The sequence below is a fragment of the Labrenzia sp. C1B70 genome, from assembly GCF_000475395.1.
Classification (GTDB): domain Bacteria; phylum Pseudomonadota; class Alphaproteobacteria; order Rhizobiales; family Stappiaceae; genus Roseibium; species Roseibium algicola.
Map to the genome: position 1 here is coordinate 35,541 of NZ_AXCE01000034.1, position 15,512 is coordinate 51,052.

A 15,512-nucleotide genomic window follows, 5' to 3' on the forward strand; every position below is an offset into this window, starting at 1 on the left:
TCAGTCCTCAAGTACCCAGGTGTCTTTTGTGCCGCCACCCTGGCTGGAGTTGACGACGAGCGAGCCTTTCTTGAGGGCAACCCGTGTCAGGCCACCTGGTGTGATGCGGACCTGATCACCGATCAGCACGTAGGGGCGCAGATCGACGTGGCGCGGGGCGACACCCGAAGCGACGTGCGTCGGGCAGGCCGACAGCGCCAGGGTCGGCTGGGCAATATAGTTGGAAGGGTTGGTTTCCAGGACTTTCCGGAATTCCGCGATTTCCCGCTTCGATGCGGTCGGACCGATCAGCATGCCGTAGCCGCCCGAACCGTGGACCTCCTTGACGACAATGTCCTCAAGATTATCCAGAACATAGGCGAGGTCATCCGGCCGTGAGCAGTTCCACGTCGGAACGTTGTTCAGGATCGGTTTCTGGCCCGTGTAGAACTCGATGATGTCTGGGACATAGGCATAGATCGCCTTATCGTCGGCAATACCCGTTCCCGGCGCATTGCAGATGGTGACGTTGCCGGCGCGATAGGCATCGAAGAGGCCCGGCACTCCGAGCATGCTGCCCGGATTGAAGGTCAGTGGATCGAGGAAGGCATCGTCGATACGCCGGTAGATGACGTCGACCTGCTTCGGTTCGCGCGTTGTGCGCATGTAGACATGTCCGGCATCCACGAACAGATCCCGACCTTCCACCAGTTCCACGCCCATGGAATCTGCCAGGAAAGCGTGTTCGAAATAGGCGGAGTTATAGATGCCCGGGGTCAGGACAACGATCGTCTGCGAAGATTTCGAAGGATCCGGTGCGACGCTTTCCAGCGTCTGCAGGAGGTTCTCGGGATATTGCTCCACGGCGGCGACCCGGTGACTCTGAAAGAGCTCGGGGAAGAGACGCATCATCGTCTCCCGGTTCTCCATCATGTAGGAGACACCTGAAGGCGTGCGCGTGTTGTCCTCCAGCACGTAGAATTCGTTTTCCGACACGCGGACCAGATCGGTTCCGATGATGTGGGCATAGACCTTGCGGGCAGGGGTGAACCCGGCCATTTCAGGCAGGAATGCCTCGTTCTGCAGCACGAGCTCCGCCGGGATCCTGCCTGCGCGCAGGATTTCCTGGCGATGGTAGATGTCGTGCAGGAAGGCGTTCAGAGCCCGCACACGCTGGTCGATGCCGGCAGACAGGCGCCGCCACTCCGGAGCCGAGATGATGCGCGGGATGGGATCAAACGGGATCAGCCGTTCGGTAGCTTCTTCCGCTCCATAAACCGCGAAGGTGATGCCAAGTCTGCGGAAAATGGTTTCAGCGTCGCGGCCCTTCTTGGTCAGAAAGTTGGCTGGTTTGTCTTCCAGCCATTTGGCGAGCCGGGCGTATGGCTGGCGCGGCTTGTTGGCCTCGTCGAGCATTTCATTGAAGAAAGTGCGTTCGTCCGCCATTGCCTCCCCTTTGCCGATGCTTCGTTCTTGGGCAATCATGGCAAAATTCTGAAAGGTGTCAAAGTTCAATGTCGCGGCGACAGTGCCTGCAAATTAGGCAACGAGCTGAAATTCATCGAAAAATCCTGAGGTTCCCTCAGGTTGAATATATTTTTTTCGACCACTGAAAAAGGATTTGAAGGCGGTGTTTTTCGCCGCTTGCGCGTGCAAACTTCGCCAAAATGACGGGCTCAAATGAACGTTACGGCATCCCTGCTGCCTGGCTTCACCGGGAAAGACGAGGGGCCGGATCGGGGGCGTCTGCTTCCCGTCAAAACCTGCCAGGCCGGAGTGGTAACATCTGCTTGTTCAGTCAGACAGAAGCTGTGTTCAATCCAATATGCACAGTCGATGGGCAGGTCGGGCAGCATGATCGAAATCTGATTTGCTGCCCGGTGCGTGTGCGGATAGGTGGCCGGAGACAGATTGCTAGCGCATCAGTGTCCTGCCGACCGAGATCACCGAGACGTCGCCGTATTTGCGCCCGGTCCAAACGTGGAGGCCTGCACCGACGCCAAGCATCGGAATTGTGTAGAGACCTTTCTTGACGAACCCCTTGTTCTTGGTGAGTTCGATCGCGGCATGGCTCAGTTCCTCGTATTTCTCCATCGTATTGACGATCTTGCCGATGCCCTTGATGCCTTTGAGTACGTCCCCCAGCTTTCCGGCAATCGCCAGATCGAGGTCCCAATCAGACCATTCGCCCTTCTTGTTGAACTCGCTGGGCGTCTTGACACCATGCGCCACGATGACGATGCCGCCGACACTGCCCCCCAGGCCGCCGCCGATTTTCCAGCCGTCCGCCATGAGGTCAACGTAATCGACATAGCCGTTGTCATCGGCGCTGGCCCGGTAAAGGCGTCCATTCCAGTTGTACCGCCCGACAGCCACAAGGTCGCCTGAATGGCTTTCACCGATGCCGACCCACAAGGTGGAAGCCGCCTTTGGTTTGGGCTTCATCTTCTTGGGCGTTTTGATGACCTTCGGATTGGGCGGCGTCGGCAGGGAATGCACGTAAATCATCACGGCACGGAACTGTCCGTCTTCAACGCCGTCTTCCTGACCCATTTCTTCAGCCAGGGATTCGCCAAGTCCGTCGACCAGATCGAACGGAAAACAGGACAGTAGGCATTCTTCCAGGAACGTCTTTACGGCATTAGCCCGCTTCATCGACAGGGCCTTGTTGAAAGCTGCCTTGCCGCTGCGGCTGGAAAGTCCGACGATACTGATACTGCCGTTGCCCTTCAGCAGCGGTACGACGTTTCTGCGAAGCCAGTTCTTGTGATCTTCCTTGAGGTTCGCCTGGCTGACGTCGAAATATTGCAGGCGTGCGAGCGTGATGACGCCGTCGCGATGATCAACAACATAATTTCCTGACATTAATGTACTCCGTTAAGAATGGGTCGTGGACCTGAAATGAGATTTCTCGAGTTTGAAAATCGTGCTTCGAAAAAGGGCACGTATTGAAGTGATCCTGGTCTGTCCCGGCGTGTGGAAACACAAGGGCAGATTTGGGATCGGGCAAAGCGTGGCCATAAAGGCTTTTGCCTGACATTCGTCCAGCTTCTGTGGGCGTTTGGCAGGAAAGGTTCATAGGGCGTAGTTTCCCCATAAGCCCATGTGCTGACTAGGCTCTGTCGGGGGATCATGCTACGGCGTGATCCAAGCTCAAGTTTTGGGAGGACCGGATGAAAGAAGTTCTGGCCGAATTGGAACAACGCCGCGAAACCGCGCGGCTGGGCGGCGGGCAACGCCGCATCGATGGGCAGCATGCCAAGGGCAAACTGACTGCGCGTGAACGTATTGAAATTCTTCTGGACGAAGGGTCCTTCGAAGAATTCGACATGTTCAAACAGCACCGCTGTACCGATTTCGGCATGGAAGAGCAGCATATCCCCGGAGACGGCGTGATCACCGGCTGGGGAACGGTCAACGGTCGGACCGTTTACGTGTTCTCCAAGGATTTCACGGTCTTCGGCGGGTCTCTTTCCGAAACGCATGCGGAAAAGATCACCAAGCTTCAGGACATGGCCCTGCAGAACCGGGCACCGATCATCGGTCTGTTCGACGCAGGTGGCGCCCGCATTCAGGAAGGCGTAGCGGCCCTTGGCGGTTACGGCGAAGTGTTTCAGCGCAACGTTCTGGCATCCGGTGTCATTCCGCAGATTTCGCTCATCATGGGTCCTTGCGCAGGCGGCGACGTCTATTCCCCGGCCATGACGGACTTCATCTTCATGGTGCGTGACACGTCGTACATGTTCGTTACCGGACCGGACGTGGTGAAGACCGTGACGAACGAGACGGTGACGGCCGAGGAACTGGGCGGCGCGTCGATCCACACCACCAAGTCTTCGATTGCGGACGGTGCCTTCGACAACGACGTCGAAGCCCTGCAGGAAATGCGCCGGCTGATCGACTATCTGCCGATGAACAATCGTGCGGACCTGCCGGAGTTGACGAACTACGACGACCCGGAGCGGATCGACACCAGCCTCGACACGCTCATTCCGGACAACCCGAACAAGCCCTACGACATGAAGGAACTCGTTCTGAAGACAGTCGACGAGGGCGACTTCTTCGAAATTCAGGGCAGTTTCGCGGGCAACATCATTACCGGTTTCGGACGGATCGAGGGTCGCACTGTCGGCATCGTTGCCAACCAGCCGATGGTTCTGGCCGGCGTGCTGGATTCCGATGCCAGCCGCAAGGCTGCAAGGTTTGTCCGCTTCTGTGACTGTTTCAGCATTCCGATCGTGACCTTCGTCGATGTTCCTGGCTTCCTGCCCGGCACGTCGCAGGAGTATGGCGGCCTGATCAAGCACGGTGCCAAGCTGCTGTTTGCTTACGCGGAAGCTACGGTGCCGAAGATCACCGTCATCACCCGCAAGGCCTACGGCGGTGCTTACGACGTGATGAGCTCCAAGCACATCCGCGGCGACATCAACTACGCCTGGCCGTCTGCTGAAATCGCGGTGATGGGCGCAAAAGGGGCGGTCGAAATCCTCTACAGATCCGAACTCGGCGACAAGGAGAAGATCGCCAAGCGGACGAAGGATTACGAAGACCGTTTCGCCAATCCGTTCGTCGCTGCCGAGCGCGGCTACATAGACGATGTCATTCGTCCGCATTCCACCCGCCGGCGTGTGTCCAAGGCTCTGGCCCTGCTCAGGTCCAAGCAGGCAGATATGCCGTGGAAAAAGCACGACAATATTCCGCTCTAGCAAGAAGAGCCGATTTGCATTCATTCGCTCGGTTCCGGAAGACGATAGCTGGTCCGCAGCAGTGACACACGAGATTGTATCAGGCCGGATTTTCCGGCCTGTTTGCTGTCTGTCAGGTCAGTCCCAACGCGAAAGACCGCGCGGGAACAGCGGTTCCTTGCATTCGAACGCGACCGGGCAACGTGGTGTATCCCGCGTCTGGCCGAACTGCGTGAACAGGACCTGGTTACGGTCGCAGTAGCTACGGTTCGAAACAAACATCGAATAGGTGTACTGCCCCGTGGTGAAGACCACGGCACCGTGCTGGCGCACCATGTTCTGCGCCTGGGCACAGGTCATCTTGCGAAGGTCTGGACGTGCCTCGGCCGCCGTCGACATGACAAGGCCGGGAAGGGCAAGCGCTGCTGCGCAAAGAAGCATTTTCCGCATGAAAGTCTCCTGACGTGCCGTTGCCACCGGAAAGAACGCTCTGAAGATCTAGTCTAACAGAACGGTCCGGAAAGGTGGTGACAGGAGAAGTGTGCACCAACTTTTGGCGCGCAAATGTGATTGCGAGCACATAAATCGCATCGGTCAGACCTCTACCGGGAATTTACCGCGTATTCTGGGCCATCTGGCTGGAGCAGACAGACCCCGCCATGGCTTCTCGCACGCCGTTCAGGGAAAAGCCCGAATAGCGTCTGTCTTCCAGTTGCACGGCGAATTTTACCGAAGAGCGCAGCCGGTGCCAGAAATAGGTCATGTTGTCGGAGCAAGCCGGGCAATCGTTGTAAATGTAACCGTCGTTTCCGGCCCTGAACTTGATCAGCTTGTGATCCAGTTCGACCAGGACAGTTGATCCGGGGGCTGGCCTGCGACCCTTGATGCGCACGCCGATAAGGGTGTTCCTGACGGCATGATTGGGCGGGCACCAGATCGTGAACCGTGCTCCTGATGAGCTTTCGGTCCAGTAGCGCTCGTAGCCATACGCCGTGTCGGTATGCCACTTGCCGTAATCGGCTGCGATTGCCGGAAAGCACGTGGCAAGTGTCAGGTAGAAAAAAGAAAAGAGGGCGGTGCGCATCGAGCCGTTTCCGTAATCTGTCACCGACAAAACTACAGGTGTCCTGTTAAAAGCCCTTCAATCAAGAAAGCAATCTAGCGGCCTGGCATGCCACAAGGCCTTGGCCAGGCCGCCATGCGTCAGGACCTGGGATGTTGTTTCTGCCAGTCGGTCGGGCAAACGTTACCGGGAATGATTTTCTGGGCGCCGCGCAGGGAAAATCCAGCATAGCTGTCGTCCTGGAATTTCACCGCAAGGGAATGGGATGACCGCAAACGGTGCCAGACATAGCCGAAGCTGTCGGAACACGCGGCGCAACCCGTTTCCACGTATCCCTGCTCGTTGATTGGCAGCTCCAGGATCTCGCGGTCCATGATCAATTTGATCCTGCTGCGTGGTGGCGGCATTTTTCCGTCGATATCAATATGAAGCAGGGTGCCGTTGATCCGGCGTTTCGGATGACACCAGACTACGAAGTTCGCGCCAAGGTTGTTGGTGGTCCAATAACGTGTAAAGCCATTGATTTCGCCGCTCTTCCACTTGCCGGCGGTTTCCGCCAGTGCGGAAGTTGGTAGTAAAGCACTCGCAATGATTGCCGCTGAAAGGATGCGTTTCATTTATTTGTTCCCCATTGCCTTGGTAATTCCTGCAATAAGTTTATTAAAATTCGGATAAATAGACGCTTTTCCGCGGAACTACCTTTGGCCAGTCCTTGTCGCGGCATGCCGTTTTTGAGTGTTTGGGCAACTATCCGCAAAATCACGTCTCGCCCTTTGGATAAGTTGCGTGCCAAAGTGGCGCAGCCTACAAAATGGAAAATCGTCCAGCTGGGTGGAAATTCATGTTCTCCAAAATACTAGTCGCCAACCGTGGTGAGATTGCCTGTCGCGTCATCAAGACGGCCCGCCGCATGGGCATAAAGACAGTTGCGGTCTATTCCGATGCCGATCGCGATGCCCTTCATGTGGAAATGGCAGACGAAGCGGTTCACATCGGTCCCGCGGCGGCGTCGGAATCCTATCTGATCGCCGACAAGATCATCGCGGCCTGCAAGGAGACCGGGGCTGAAGCCGTGCATCCGGGCTATGGCTTCCTGTCCGAACGCGCCAGCTTTCCCGAAGCGCTGGCGAAGGAAGGCATTGTCTGGATCGGCCCGAACCCGCGCGCCATCATGGCGATGGGCGACAAGATCGAATCCAAGAAATTCGCCAATGAGGCGAAGGTCAGCACGGTGCCGGGTTATCTTGGCGTCATAGAAAGCCCGGAGCAGGCCGTCGAAATTGCAGCGGACATTGGCTACCCGGTCATGATCAAGGCGTCCGCGGGTGGTGGCGGCAAGGGCATGCGCATCGCCTGGAATGCGGACGAGGTGCGGGATGGCTACACCCGCTCGAAATCCGAGGCGGCATCTTCCTTCGGCGACGATCGAGTTTTCATCGAGAAATTCATCGAAAACCCGCGCCATATTGAAATCCAGGTCCTGGGCGACAAGCACGGCAATGCGATTTACCTGGGCGAGCGTGAATGCTCGATCCAGCGGCGCAACCAGAAGGTCATCGAAGAGGCGCCGTCGCCTCTGCTCGATGAGGAAACGCGCCGCAAGATGGGTGAGCAGGCCGTCGCGCTTGCAAAGGCCGTCGACTACGACAGCGCCGGCACGGTCGAGTTCGTCGCCGGGCAGGACAAGAGCTTCTTCTTCCTGGAAATGAACACGCGTCTGCAGGTGGAGCACCCGGTAACCGAATTGATCACCGGCATCGATCTCGTCGAGCAGATGATCCGCGTTGCCGCCGGCGAGAAACTGGACCTTGCCCAGGAAGACGTCAAGCTGAACGGCTGGGCGGTCGAAAGCCGAATTTATGCGGAAGATCCCTACCGCAATTTCCTGCCGTCCATTGGCCGGCTTGTGCGTTACCGGCCGCCGGCGGAAGAAGCCAGCAACGGGATTACCGTCCGTAACGATACCGGCGTTGTCGAGGGTTCGGAAATTTCTATGTTCTACGACCCGATGATCGCAAAGCTGATCACCCATGCGCCGACACGGGCGGAGGCGATCGATGCGATGAGTTCAGCTCTGGATGCGTTTTACGTCGACGGTATTCAGCACAATGTACCGTTTCTGACAGCGCTGATGAACCATCCGCGCTGGCGGTCAGGCGAGTTGGCTACCAGTTTCATCGCAGACGAATATCCGGACGGCTTCGAGCCGGCAGTTCCCGACGACGAGGCCTATGCAGTTCTTGCAGCCGTTGCCCTGTCCATGGGGGCGTTGCAACGCGAGCGTCTGGACCACCTGCCCGGGCGGTTGCGGGCCCATTCCGGTGCCATCCGCGAAGATTGGGTGATCAAGCTCGACAAGACCTATGTTCCGATCCGGCTTGCTGCCGGGTATCCGGGGACGCCCGTCGAAATTGATGTCGCGATCGGAGATGGCCCTGTTGTCAATGTGGAGGCTGACTGGGCACCAGGTGATCCGCTCTGGTCGGGCAAGGTCTGCGCGAAGGATGTGACAGTACAGGTCCGGACCCTGCGCGGTGGCTACCGCCTTGACTGGCAGGGCTATTCCGTGGTCGCGAAAGTAATGACACCGCGGATTGCCGAGCTGGATGCCCTGATGCCGGAGAAGCTGCCGCCGGACACGTCGAAGATGCTGCTGTGCCCGATGCCTGGTCTGGTGGTGTCCATCGCGGTGGCCGAAGGACAGGAAGTCAAGGCAGGTGAGCAGCTTGCCGTCGTTGAGGCCATGAAGATGGAAAACGTGCTGAGAGCGGAGCGCGACTGTGTCGTGAGCGCCATCAAGGCAACGCCCGGCGACAGCCTTGCCGTTGACGCCGTGATCATGGAGTTTTCCTGATCCGGGGTGATGCGCCTAACGCAGCCTGATTGACAGGCATCGGATACTGCCGATATTCAGCGGCCTGCGACCATCCGGTCCAGGCCGCTTTCTTTTTCAATACGTTGCGGGGCATCATGACGACTTCGACCATTCTGTTCGATCTGGACGGAACCCTGACTGACCCCTTTGAAGGCATCACCCGTTCAATCGGGTATGCGGTTGAAAAGATGGGTGGGCAGGCACCTGATGTGGAAGAGCTGCGCTGGTGCATCGGGCCGCCGCTCTGGGACAGCTTCAAGGTGCTTCTGGGATCGGAAGACAAGGCTGTGCTGGATCAGGCCGTAGCCTTTTATCGCGAGCGCTACACGGTAACGGGACTGTTCGAGAATTCGCTGATCGAGGGTATTCCCGAACTGCTGACAACACTCAGGAAAGACGGATTTCTTCTTCACGTCTGTACCTCAAAACCCCACAGTTACGCAGGTCGGATCGTTGAGCATTTCGGCCTGATGGACTTTTTCGGAAAGGTCTACGGTGCGGAGTTGGACGGTACGCGGTCCGCGAAGGCCGAGCTGATCGCGCATATCCTGAGCGAGGAAAACATCCAGGCGTCGGAGACGGTCATGGTTGGTGATCGCAAGCATGACCTTGTTGGGGCAAACGCCAACGCAGTGGCAGGCATTGGCGTTTTGTGGGGCTACGGTAGCCGTGAAGAATTGGCCGCCGAAAATCCGGTATTGATAGCAGATAGGCCTCAAGACATAGCCGCGTATTTCGCGACCCGCTAATGGCGTCCATTCCGACACTGCGGCAATGAGAGTGGCTTCTTGCTGCCGGCAAACTTTCTTAACTCCGAATTTATCGATTTTCCCGTAGGTTAAGCTCAAAGGAGTGCGCCTTGGCAGAACGGATGCATGCAACGGATACCCAAAATACGTCGGTACCGTCTGAAAAGGCGGTTGACGTCGGGTATTATTCGCCTGCCAAAAGACCGCCGCCGTCGCTTCCAGCCGGTTACGTCCTGCACCAGGTCACTGTCCAGCCGCTATCCTCTTGCCCGTTTCAGGTCTGTCTTCTGGATGTCGGGGCGACGGGGGTATTGCCGCCCTGCGATTTTCACAGAATACGGGACACGACCCTCATCATCGCTTGTTCGTCGGGAGAACTGGCAGCAAAAACTCAGCTGACATTGCTGGAAGGCGGTGTGGATGATGTTGTCGACGCCGACGACACGGACCTTCTGCTGCTTGCCCTTAAACGCGCTGAACTCGTGATCGCGCGGCAGGGTGGGCTGTTCCGCAAATGCCGCGATCTCGCCATTGAGAGGGATAACCTTCAGTCAGCAATCGACAACCTGCCTTCACCCATCTTCTTCAAGAACCGGGCCGGCATCTACAGCGGCTGCAACAAGGCTTTTGAAGCGTTTATCGGATTGCCGGCCAGCAAGGTGAACGGCGCCAGTGTTTATGACGTAGCACCAGCTGAATTGGCAAAGGTCTATGAAGCGGCCGACGAAGAACTGATGCAGCAGGGGGGTGTTCAGATCTATGAGGCGGACGTTTGCTATGCTGACGGTGAGCGCCGAACGGTGACCTTCCATAAGGCTGTTACCCGTGACCGGGTCTCCGGCGAGGTGAACGGCCTTGCTGGATCCATGCTCGACATCACTGAACGCAAACGTCTGGAGGAGCAGCTCAAGTGGGCAGCAGAGCGCGATGCGCTGACAGAGGCCTACAACCGTCGCAGGTTTTTCGAGCTGGCAGCTGCAGCAAAGGAACGGGCACAAAAGACGTCAGCCAGCCTGTCCATCCTTGTGCTGGACGTTGACCATTTCAAACTGATCAACGATCGATACGGTCATGCTTGCGGCGATGCAGCACTAAATCATCTTGTCGGCCTGCTGAAACGTGAACTTCAAGAGCCGCATATCTTTGCAAGGGCGGGCGGTGAGGAGTTCTATTGCCTGCTGGAAGGGTGCGACCTCAATGAAGCGTTCGAAATCGCCGAGCGCATTCGAAAGGCCGTCGAAACCGTGCCCCACTTGCATGATCAGCAGCTCATCTCGATGCGGGTCAGCATAGGGGCCGCCACCGTTCGTGACGGCGAGAAAATCAGCCAGACCATCGCCAGGGCTGATGAAGCGCTATACAGCGCCAAGCAGGCTGGCAGAAATCGGGTTTGCGTGGCCTGATGTGCCGTTGACGTGCCTTTCGGCATGCTTCCACTATTGCATCCTGTCTATTTCAGGGATACTGAAAGCTCTTGGAGAGCAGTTCTCGGGGCGGGGTGAAATTCCCCACCGGCGGTATCGGGGAAACCCGGAGCCCGCGAGCGCTTCGGATAAAATGTTCGAAGGTCAGCAGATCCGGTGAGATGCCGGAGCCGACGGTTGAGGTGGCGTCAAGCGAAGCCGCCCGAAAGTCCGGATGAGAGAGAACTTGACCGCCGCCATTTGATGATGGCCGGTGGGCGTGTGTCTTTTGAGACTGTTCTGAACGATGACGGAACGGATCGCAGATAGGACGCCCATGTCAAAAAATTCGAAGAAGCCCATATTTGCCGCGCTTGCCATGATTGGGGCAGGGGCTTCGTTTGCCATCGTGAACGGCGCCCTGCAAGCCTCGACCATGCAACTGGGCGTGCCGTCAACGTCCGCGGCCTTCTGGCAATATGCGCTGGGCCTTCTCGTTGGCCTGCCATTCGTCCTGCGGCGCGGCTTTTCCGCCTTGAAGACACATCAGATCGGATGGCATCTGGCGCGGGGTGTTCTTGCGGTGATCGGGATCCAGTTGTGGGTCGCCGGTCTTGCGCGGGTCGAGATCTGGCAGGCAATTGCCTTGGTGATGACTTCGCCGTTTTTCGTGATCATTGGCGCCAAGCTGTTCTTCAGGGAACGGGTTGGCCTGATCCGGTGGCTCGCGACGTTGGCGGGCTTCTCCGGTGGCATGGTCATTCTGGAGCCCTGGACGGAAGGCTTCAGCCTGGCAGCACTTTTGCCGGTCGGGGCAGCTGCATTCTGGGCAGGAACTTCTCTCGTCACCAAAAAGTTGACTGCAACTGAAGATGCCGATTCCATCACCATCTACCTGCTGCTGCTCCTGACACCGGTCAATGCACTGCTTGCGCTGGGAGAGGGCGGTATCGTGCCAACCGGTCCGGCGCTGTGGCTGCTCGTGGGGGCCGGTGCCCTGACGGTGCTGGCAAACTACTTGCTGACCCTTGCCTACCAGAAGGCCGATGCGGCCTTCGTGCAGCCTTTCGACCACCTGAAGCTTCCGCTGAATATCGCGGTCGGCTTCTTCGCTTTCGGTTTTGCCCCGAGCGGTGCATTCTGGCCGGGAGCGCTGGTGATTGTCGGTGCGTCGCTGCTGGTCATGCTGGACGAGCAAAAGCGCGATACGCAAGTGTCCACAGCCTGAAGCACACCCAGACGTTTGCGAACAGACAGGATTGCACTAAGCTTTTGCAGCATCGCGAACTTCGGAGACCTGAATGACCGCCGATCCATTGACCGTTCACGTGCTGATTGAGGGCAGGGTCCAGGGTGTTGGGTACCGCGCCTGGTGTGCGGGTGAAGCTGAAGACAGGGCACTGGCCGGCTGGGTGCGCAATCTCAGCTCCGGTGGGGTCGAAGCCGTGTTTTCAGGCCCATCCGATACCGTTGTCGACATGCTGGATGTGCTCTGGCATGGGCCGTCTCTTGCAAGGGTAAACCTGGTCAAGGATCTTGAGCCGGTAGAGCCCTGCTCGGGTGCCTTTGAGGTGCGCGATACGGCTTAACCGGCTGTGGCCAATCGTCTTTTCTATATCAATCGCGACATTCGAAGTTGAGTTGTCACGGAAATATCGCAATGATCTGATCTTTCAGATGAAGCAATCGGTGCCGCACGGTCGGCGCCGAAACGTGAAACCGGGAGATTTTCAGTGAAGATTGCGATACTTGGCGGTGATGGTTTTGTCGGCTGGCCCACATCCTTGCATTTGTCGGATCAGGGCCATGAAGTTCATATCATCGACAATCTGAGCCGTCGCTGGATCGATGCCGAGCTTGGTGTGCAATCGCTGACGCCCATGGATTCAATCCAGGAACGCACCCGGATCTGGAAGCAGGAAACCGGCAATACAATCCGGTTCCACCTGATCGATATTGCCCGCGACTACGAAGTGTTCAAGGCCTGGCTTGCTGAGAACCGGCCGGATGCCATCATCCATTTCGCCGAACAGCGCGCTGCGCCCTATTCGATGAAATCGGATCAGCACAAGAACTACACGGTCAACAACAACGTCAACGCCACGCACCATCTGCTCAACGCGATGGTGGAGCTGGATCTCGATGCGCATCTTGTCCACCTCGGCACCATGGGCGTCTACGGCTATTCCAGTGTCGGTGCGGCAATTCCGGAAGGCTACCTGTCGGTTGACGTCGAGACCCTGAACGGCACCAAAGCGGCTCAGGAAATCCTTTATCCGGCCAACCCCGGCTCGATCTATCACATGACCAAGTGCCTGGATCAGCTGCTGTTCCAGTTCTACGCCAAGAACGACGGGCTAAAGATCACTGACCTGCACCAGGGGATCGTCTGGGGTACGCATACGGAACAGACCCTTCGCCACAAACAGCTGATCAACCGGTTCGACTATGACGGCGACTATGGCACGGTTCTGAACCGGTTCCTGATCCAGGCAGCCATCGGCTATCCGCTGACGGTTCATGGCACCGGTGGCCAGACACGGGCTTTCATCCATATCCAGGATTCGGTTCGCTGCATTGAGCTGGCATTGAAGAACCCGCCGAAAAAGGGCGACCGGGTCAAGGTGTTCAACCAGATGACCGAGACCCACCGGGTGCGGGATCTGGCAGAACTGATCTCCCGCCTTACCGGCGCGAAGGTTGCCTATCTGCCAAACCCGCGCAAGGAAGCGGCAGAAAACGATCTGGTTGTCGAGAACAAGCAGTTCCTGGAACTGGGCCTCAATCCGATCACGCTGGAAGAAGGCCTGTTGAGCGAGGTGGTGGACGTCGCGAAGAACTTCGCCTACCGCGTCGACCGCAGCCGCGTACCGGCAGTGTCCGCCTGGACCAAGGAAATTGCCGACGAGATTGAACGGGATCCGGAACATCCGCGTCTGAAATCCGTCTCCTGAGGCCGGGAATGCAAGACACTCCTCAGTTCGACCGGGCACCTGGAAGCACATGTGCCTATGTGACACTGGTGACGAACCGGGACTATGTGCTCGGGGCGACGGCGCTTCTGCGCTCGCTCCGGCATTCGGGAACCGAAGCCGACCTCGTGGTCCTCTATACGCCCGGGGTCGGTGAGGCGGATCTTGCCGCCCTTGCGGAATTCAGACCTCGGCTTGGCCGGTGCGAGCGCCTGCCAACGAGCGAAAGCTTCAACGCGCGCCATGAACGCGGCCGCATTCACAAGGCGGCCCCGTTCACAAAGGGCGGAAAGCCGGTCTTTCACACGCCTCTGGACAACTTCGTCAAGCTGCGGCTGTGGCAACTCGACGAATATGACCAGGTCATCTTCATCGATGCCGATGCCATCGTGCTGCAGAACTGCGACAAGCTATTTGGCTATCCCGAGTTCTGCGCAGCGCCCAATGTCTACGAAAGCCTGCAGGACTTCCACCGTCTGAACAGCGGTGTCTTTACCGCCCGGCCGAATAGGGCCACGTTCGAGGCCATGCTGGCGCGTCTGGACAGGCCGGAGGCCTTCTGGCGGCGCACGGACCAGACGTTTCTGGAAGACTATTTTCCCGACTGGCACGGGTTGCCGGTGTTCTTCAACACGCTCCAGTATGTCTGGTTCAACCTGCCGGAACTCTGGAACTGGAAGCAGATCCATGTGCTGCATTACCAGTATGAAAAGCCCTGGCAGGAGGGGCATGAAAAGACCGCCAAGTTGCGTCCTCTGATCGATCTCTGGCAGGCTTTTGCGACCGGGGTCGACATTCCGGACGATATGGCCGGCCTGCCAGGACCTCTGGAGTGGGCGGCAAAGCAGGCGTCCTGATGCATGTACTTCTGACGGGGGCAAGCGGAACGGTTGGCCGATTCATCCAGAAGCGGCTGCTTGACGATGGCTGCACGGTCACGGTTCTTGGCAGACGTCCGGTTGACGGCGTCGTGGCAGCCTTTCAGGCCTATGACCTTGCTGACTCGGATCCTCAACTCCCGCAAGCCGATGCTCTCGTTCATTGTGCGCTGGTCCATGAGCCCGGCAAGTTCCGGGGCGGTGAGGGGGACGATCCAGAGCGGTTCAGGAAGCTGAATGTCGACGGTACCCGACGTCTTTTTGAAGCGGCCGCGAAGATGGGATGCCGGACAGTCGTTTTCCTCTCCAGCAGGGCTGTTTACGGTGATCACCGACAAGGCGAAAAGCTTACGGAAACAGATGCACCTGCACCCGATACGCTTTATGGCGACGTGAAGCTTGCAGGGGAGAGGGCACTCAAGGTTTTATGCGGCCAGAGTATGCGCGGCATCGTTTTGCGCGCGACCGGTGTTTACGGCCCTGGGTCAGGCTCGGCAGACCACAAATGGTCGGGGCTTTTCAGGGATTTTGCAGCCGGTATTCCGATTGCCCCGCGCAGGGGGACGGAAGTTCACGGGGACGACCTTGCTGCTGCCGTTGCCCTGGTTCTGGAAGAGCGACGGGAAAATGAAGAACCATTTCAGATCTACAATGTCTCGGATCTTCTGCTCGACCGCCAGGACCTTCTGGCACTTTATGCGGCCGAAGCAGGTTTGAACCTTGAGGTGCCGGCAGCATCGGACCAGGCGCCAGGCGAAATGTCGACAGATCGGCTGCGGGCACTTGGGTGGTCGCCTGGCGGAACTGAAAAGCTGAAAGTGTTTCTGCGCTCAATAGCCGGGCGCGGTGCGGCCGGCACCTGACGCTCAGCTTTTGATCGGGTGTTTTTGCCGGTATGGCAAAAAAAA

14 protein-coding genes and 1 riboswitch are annotated in these 15,512 nt (G+C 57.9%); of the genes, 9 read left to right on the top strand and 5 right to left on the bottom strand.

The window, feature by feature from the left end:
• On the bottom strand, positions 1-1,425 hold the full coding sequence (locus Q666_RS54905) for a circularly permuted type 2 ATP-grasp protein (protein WP_031268326.1): 1,425 nt from the start codon (positions 1,423-1,425) through the stop codon (positions 1-3).
• A gap of 468 nt (positions 1,426-1,893) precedes the next feature.
• The gene (locus Q666_RS54910; RefSeq protein WP_022998272.1) at positions 1,894-2,844 is read right to left on the bottom strand and encodes an OmpA family protein; all 951 of its coding nucleotides are present in this window, start codon (positions 2,842-2,844) and stop codon (positions 1,894-1,896) included.
• Between the two features lie 308 nt (positions 2,845-3,152).
• Here Q666_RS54910 and Q666_RS54915 point away from each other — a divergent pair, with 308 nt between their 5' ends.
• Positions 3,153-4,685 carry an acyl-CoA carboxylase subunit beta gene (locus Q666_RS54915; protein WP_022998273.1) on the top strand — a complete coding sequence of 511 codons (1,533 nt, stop codon included), beginning with the start codon at positions 3,153-3,155 and terminating at the stop codon, positions 4,683-4,685.
• 117 nt (positions 4,686-4,802) lie between these two features.
• Here the strand turns inward: Q666_RS54915 and Q666_RS54920 are convergent, their stop codons facing one another.
• The 3 genes from Q666_RS54920 to Q666_RS54930 all read right to left on the bottom strand — a co-directional run bounded on the left by Q666_RS54920 (position 4,803) and on the right by Q666_RS54930 (position 6,344).
• A complete protein-coding gene (locus Q666_RS54920; RefSeq protein WP_022998274.1) occupies positions 4,803-5,114 on the bottom strand; it encodes a hypothetical protein in 312 nt (103 codons plus the stop codon).
• A gap of 163 nt (positions 5,115-5,277) precedes the next feature.
• Positions 5,278-5,748 (bottom strand): hypothetical protein, encoded by a 471-nt coding sequence (locus Q666_RS54925; RefSeq protein WP_022998275.1) that lies wholly within the window; start codon positions 5,746-5,748, stop codon positions 5,278-5,280.
• Between the two features lie 119 nt (positions 5,749-5,867).
• Positions 5,868-6,344 carry a hypothetical protein gene (locus Q666_RS54930; RefSeq protein WP_022998276.1) on the bottom strand — a complete coding sequence of 159 codons (477 nt, stop codon included), beginning with the start codon at positions 6,342-6,344 and terminating at the stop codon, positions 5,868-5,870.
• 224 nt (positions 6,345-6,568) lie between these two features.
• On the opposite strand from Q666_RS54930, the gene Q666_RS54935 reads away from it, so the two are divergent.
• From Q666_RS54935 to Q666_RS54965, 8 genes are all read left to right on the top strand, one after another.
• Positions 6,569-8,581 (top strand): acetyl/propionyl/methylcrotonyl-CoA carboxylase subunit alpha, encoded by a 2,013-nt coding sequence (locus Q666_RS54935; protein ID WP_022998277.1) that lies wholly within the window; start codon positions 6,569-6,571, stop codon positions 8,579-8,581.
• A 116-nt stretch (positions 8,582-8,697) separates the two neighbouring features.
• Positions 8,698-9,351, top strand: coding sequence for an HAD family hydrolase (locus Q666_RS54940; RefSeq protein WP_031268327.1), 654 nt, complete (start codon positions 8,698-8,700; stop codon positions 9,349-9,351).
• Positions 9,352-9,461: 110 nt separating this feature from the next.
• Complete coding sequence (locus tag Q666_RS0133755) at positions 9,462-10,754, top strand: diguanylate cyclase (RefSeq protein WP_022998279.1); 1,293 nt, start codon at positions 9,462-9,464, stop codon at positions 10,752-10,754.
• A gap of 77 nt (positions 10,755-10,831) precedes the next feature.
• A riboswitch (FMN riboswitch) is annotated at positions 10,832-11,005 on the top strand.
• Between the two features lie 86 nt (positions 11,006-11,091).
• Entirely contained in the window at positions 11,092-11,982 is an 891-nt protein-coding gene (locus Q666_RS54945) for a DMT family transporter (protein ID WP_031268330.1), read from the top strand.
• Between the two features lie 73 nt (positions 11,983-12,055).
• Entirely contained in the window at positions 12,056-12,343 is a 288-nt protein-coding gene (locus Q666_RS54950; RefSeq protein WP_022998281.1) for an acylphosphatase, read from the top strand.
• Positions 12,344-12,487: 144 nt separating this feature from the next.
• Positions 12,488-13,708, top strand: a complete 1,221-nt coding sequence (locus Q666_RS54955; protein WP_022998282.1) for an NAD-dependent epimerase/dehydratase family protein — start codon at positions 12,488-12,490, stop codon at positions 13,706-13,708.
• A gap of 8 nt (positions 13,709-13,716) precedes the next feature.
• Positions 13,717-14,583, top strand: a complete 867-nt coding sequence (locus Q666_RS54960) for a glycosyltransferase (RefSeq protein ID WP_022998283.1) — start codon at positions 13,717-13,719, stop codon at positions 14,581-14,583.
• A complete protein-coding gene (locus tag Q666_RS54965; RefSeq protein WP_022998284.1) occupies positions 14,559-15,467 on the top strand; it encodes an NAD-dependent epimerase/dehydratase family protein in 909 nt (302 codons plus the stop codon). The genes Q666_RS54960 and Q666_RS54965 overlap by 25 nt, the downstream gene beginning before the upstream one ends.
• Positions 15,468-15,512: the final 45 nt, after the last annotated feature.

Coding starts and splice junctions, on each gene's coding strand:
- Q666_RS54905 (WP_031268326.1), bottom strand. CDS start 1,425: ATGGCGGACGAACGCACTTTCTTCAATGAAATGCTCGACGAGGCCAAC.
- Q666_RS54910 (WP_022998272.1), bottom strand. CDS start 2,844: ATGTCAGGAAATTATGTTGTTGATCATCGCGACGGCGTCATCACGCTC.
- Q666_RS54915 (WP_022998273.1), top strand. CDS start 3,153: ATGAAAGAAGTTCTGGCCGAATTGGAACAACGCCGCGAAACCGCGCGG.
- Q666_RS54920 (WP_022998274.1), bottom strand. CDS start 5,114: ATGCGGAAAATGCTTCTTTGCGCAGCAGCGCTTGCCCTTCCCGGCCTT.
- Q666_RS54925 (WP_022998275.1), bottom strand. CDS start 5,748: ATGCGCACCGCCCTCTTTTCTTTTTTCTACCTGACACTTGCCACGTGC.
- Q666_RS54930 (WP_022998276.1), bottom strand. CDS start 6,344: ATGAAACGCATCCTTTCAGCGGCAATCATTGCGAGTGCTTTACTACCA.
- Q666_RS54935 (WP_022998277.1), top strand. CDS start 6,569: ATGTTCTCCAAAATACTAGTCGCCAACCGTGGTGAGATTGCCTGTCGC.
- Q666_RS54940 (WP_031268327.1), top strand. CDS start 8,698: ATGACGACTTCGACCATTCTGTTCGATCTGGACGGAACCCTGACTGAC.
- Q666_RS54945 (WP_031268330.1), top strand. CDS start 11,092: ATGTCAAAAAATTCGAAGAAGCCCATATTTGCCGCGCTTGCCATGATT.
- Q666_RS54950 (WP_022998281.1), top strand. CDS start 12,056: ATGACCGCCGATCCATTGACCGTTCACGTGCTGATTGAGGGCAGGGTC.
- Q666_RS54960 (WP_022998283.1), top strand. CDS start 13,717: ATGCAAGACACTCCTCAGTTCGACCGGGCACCTGGAAGCACATGTGCC.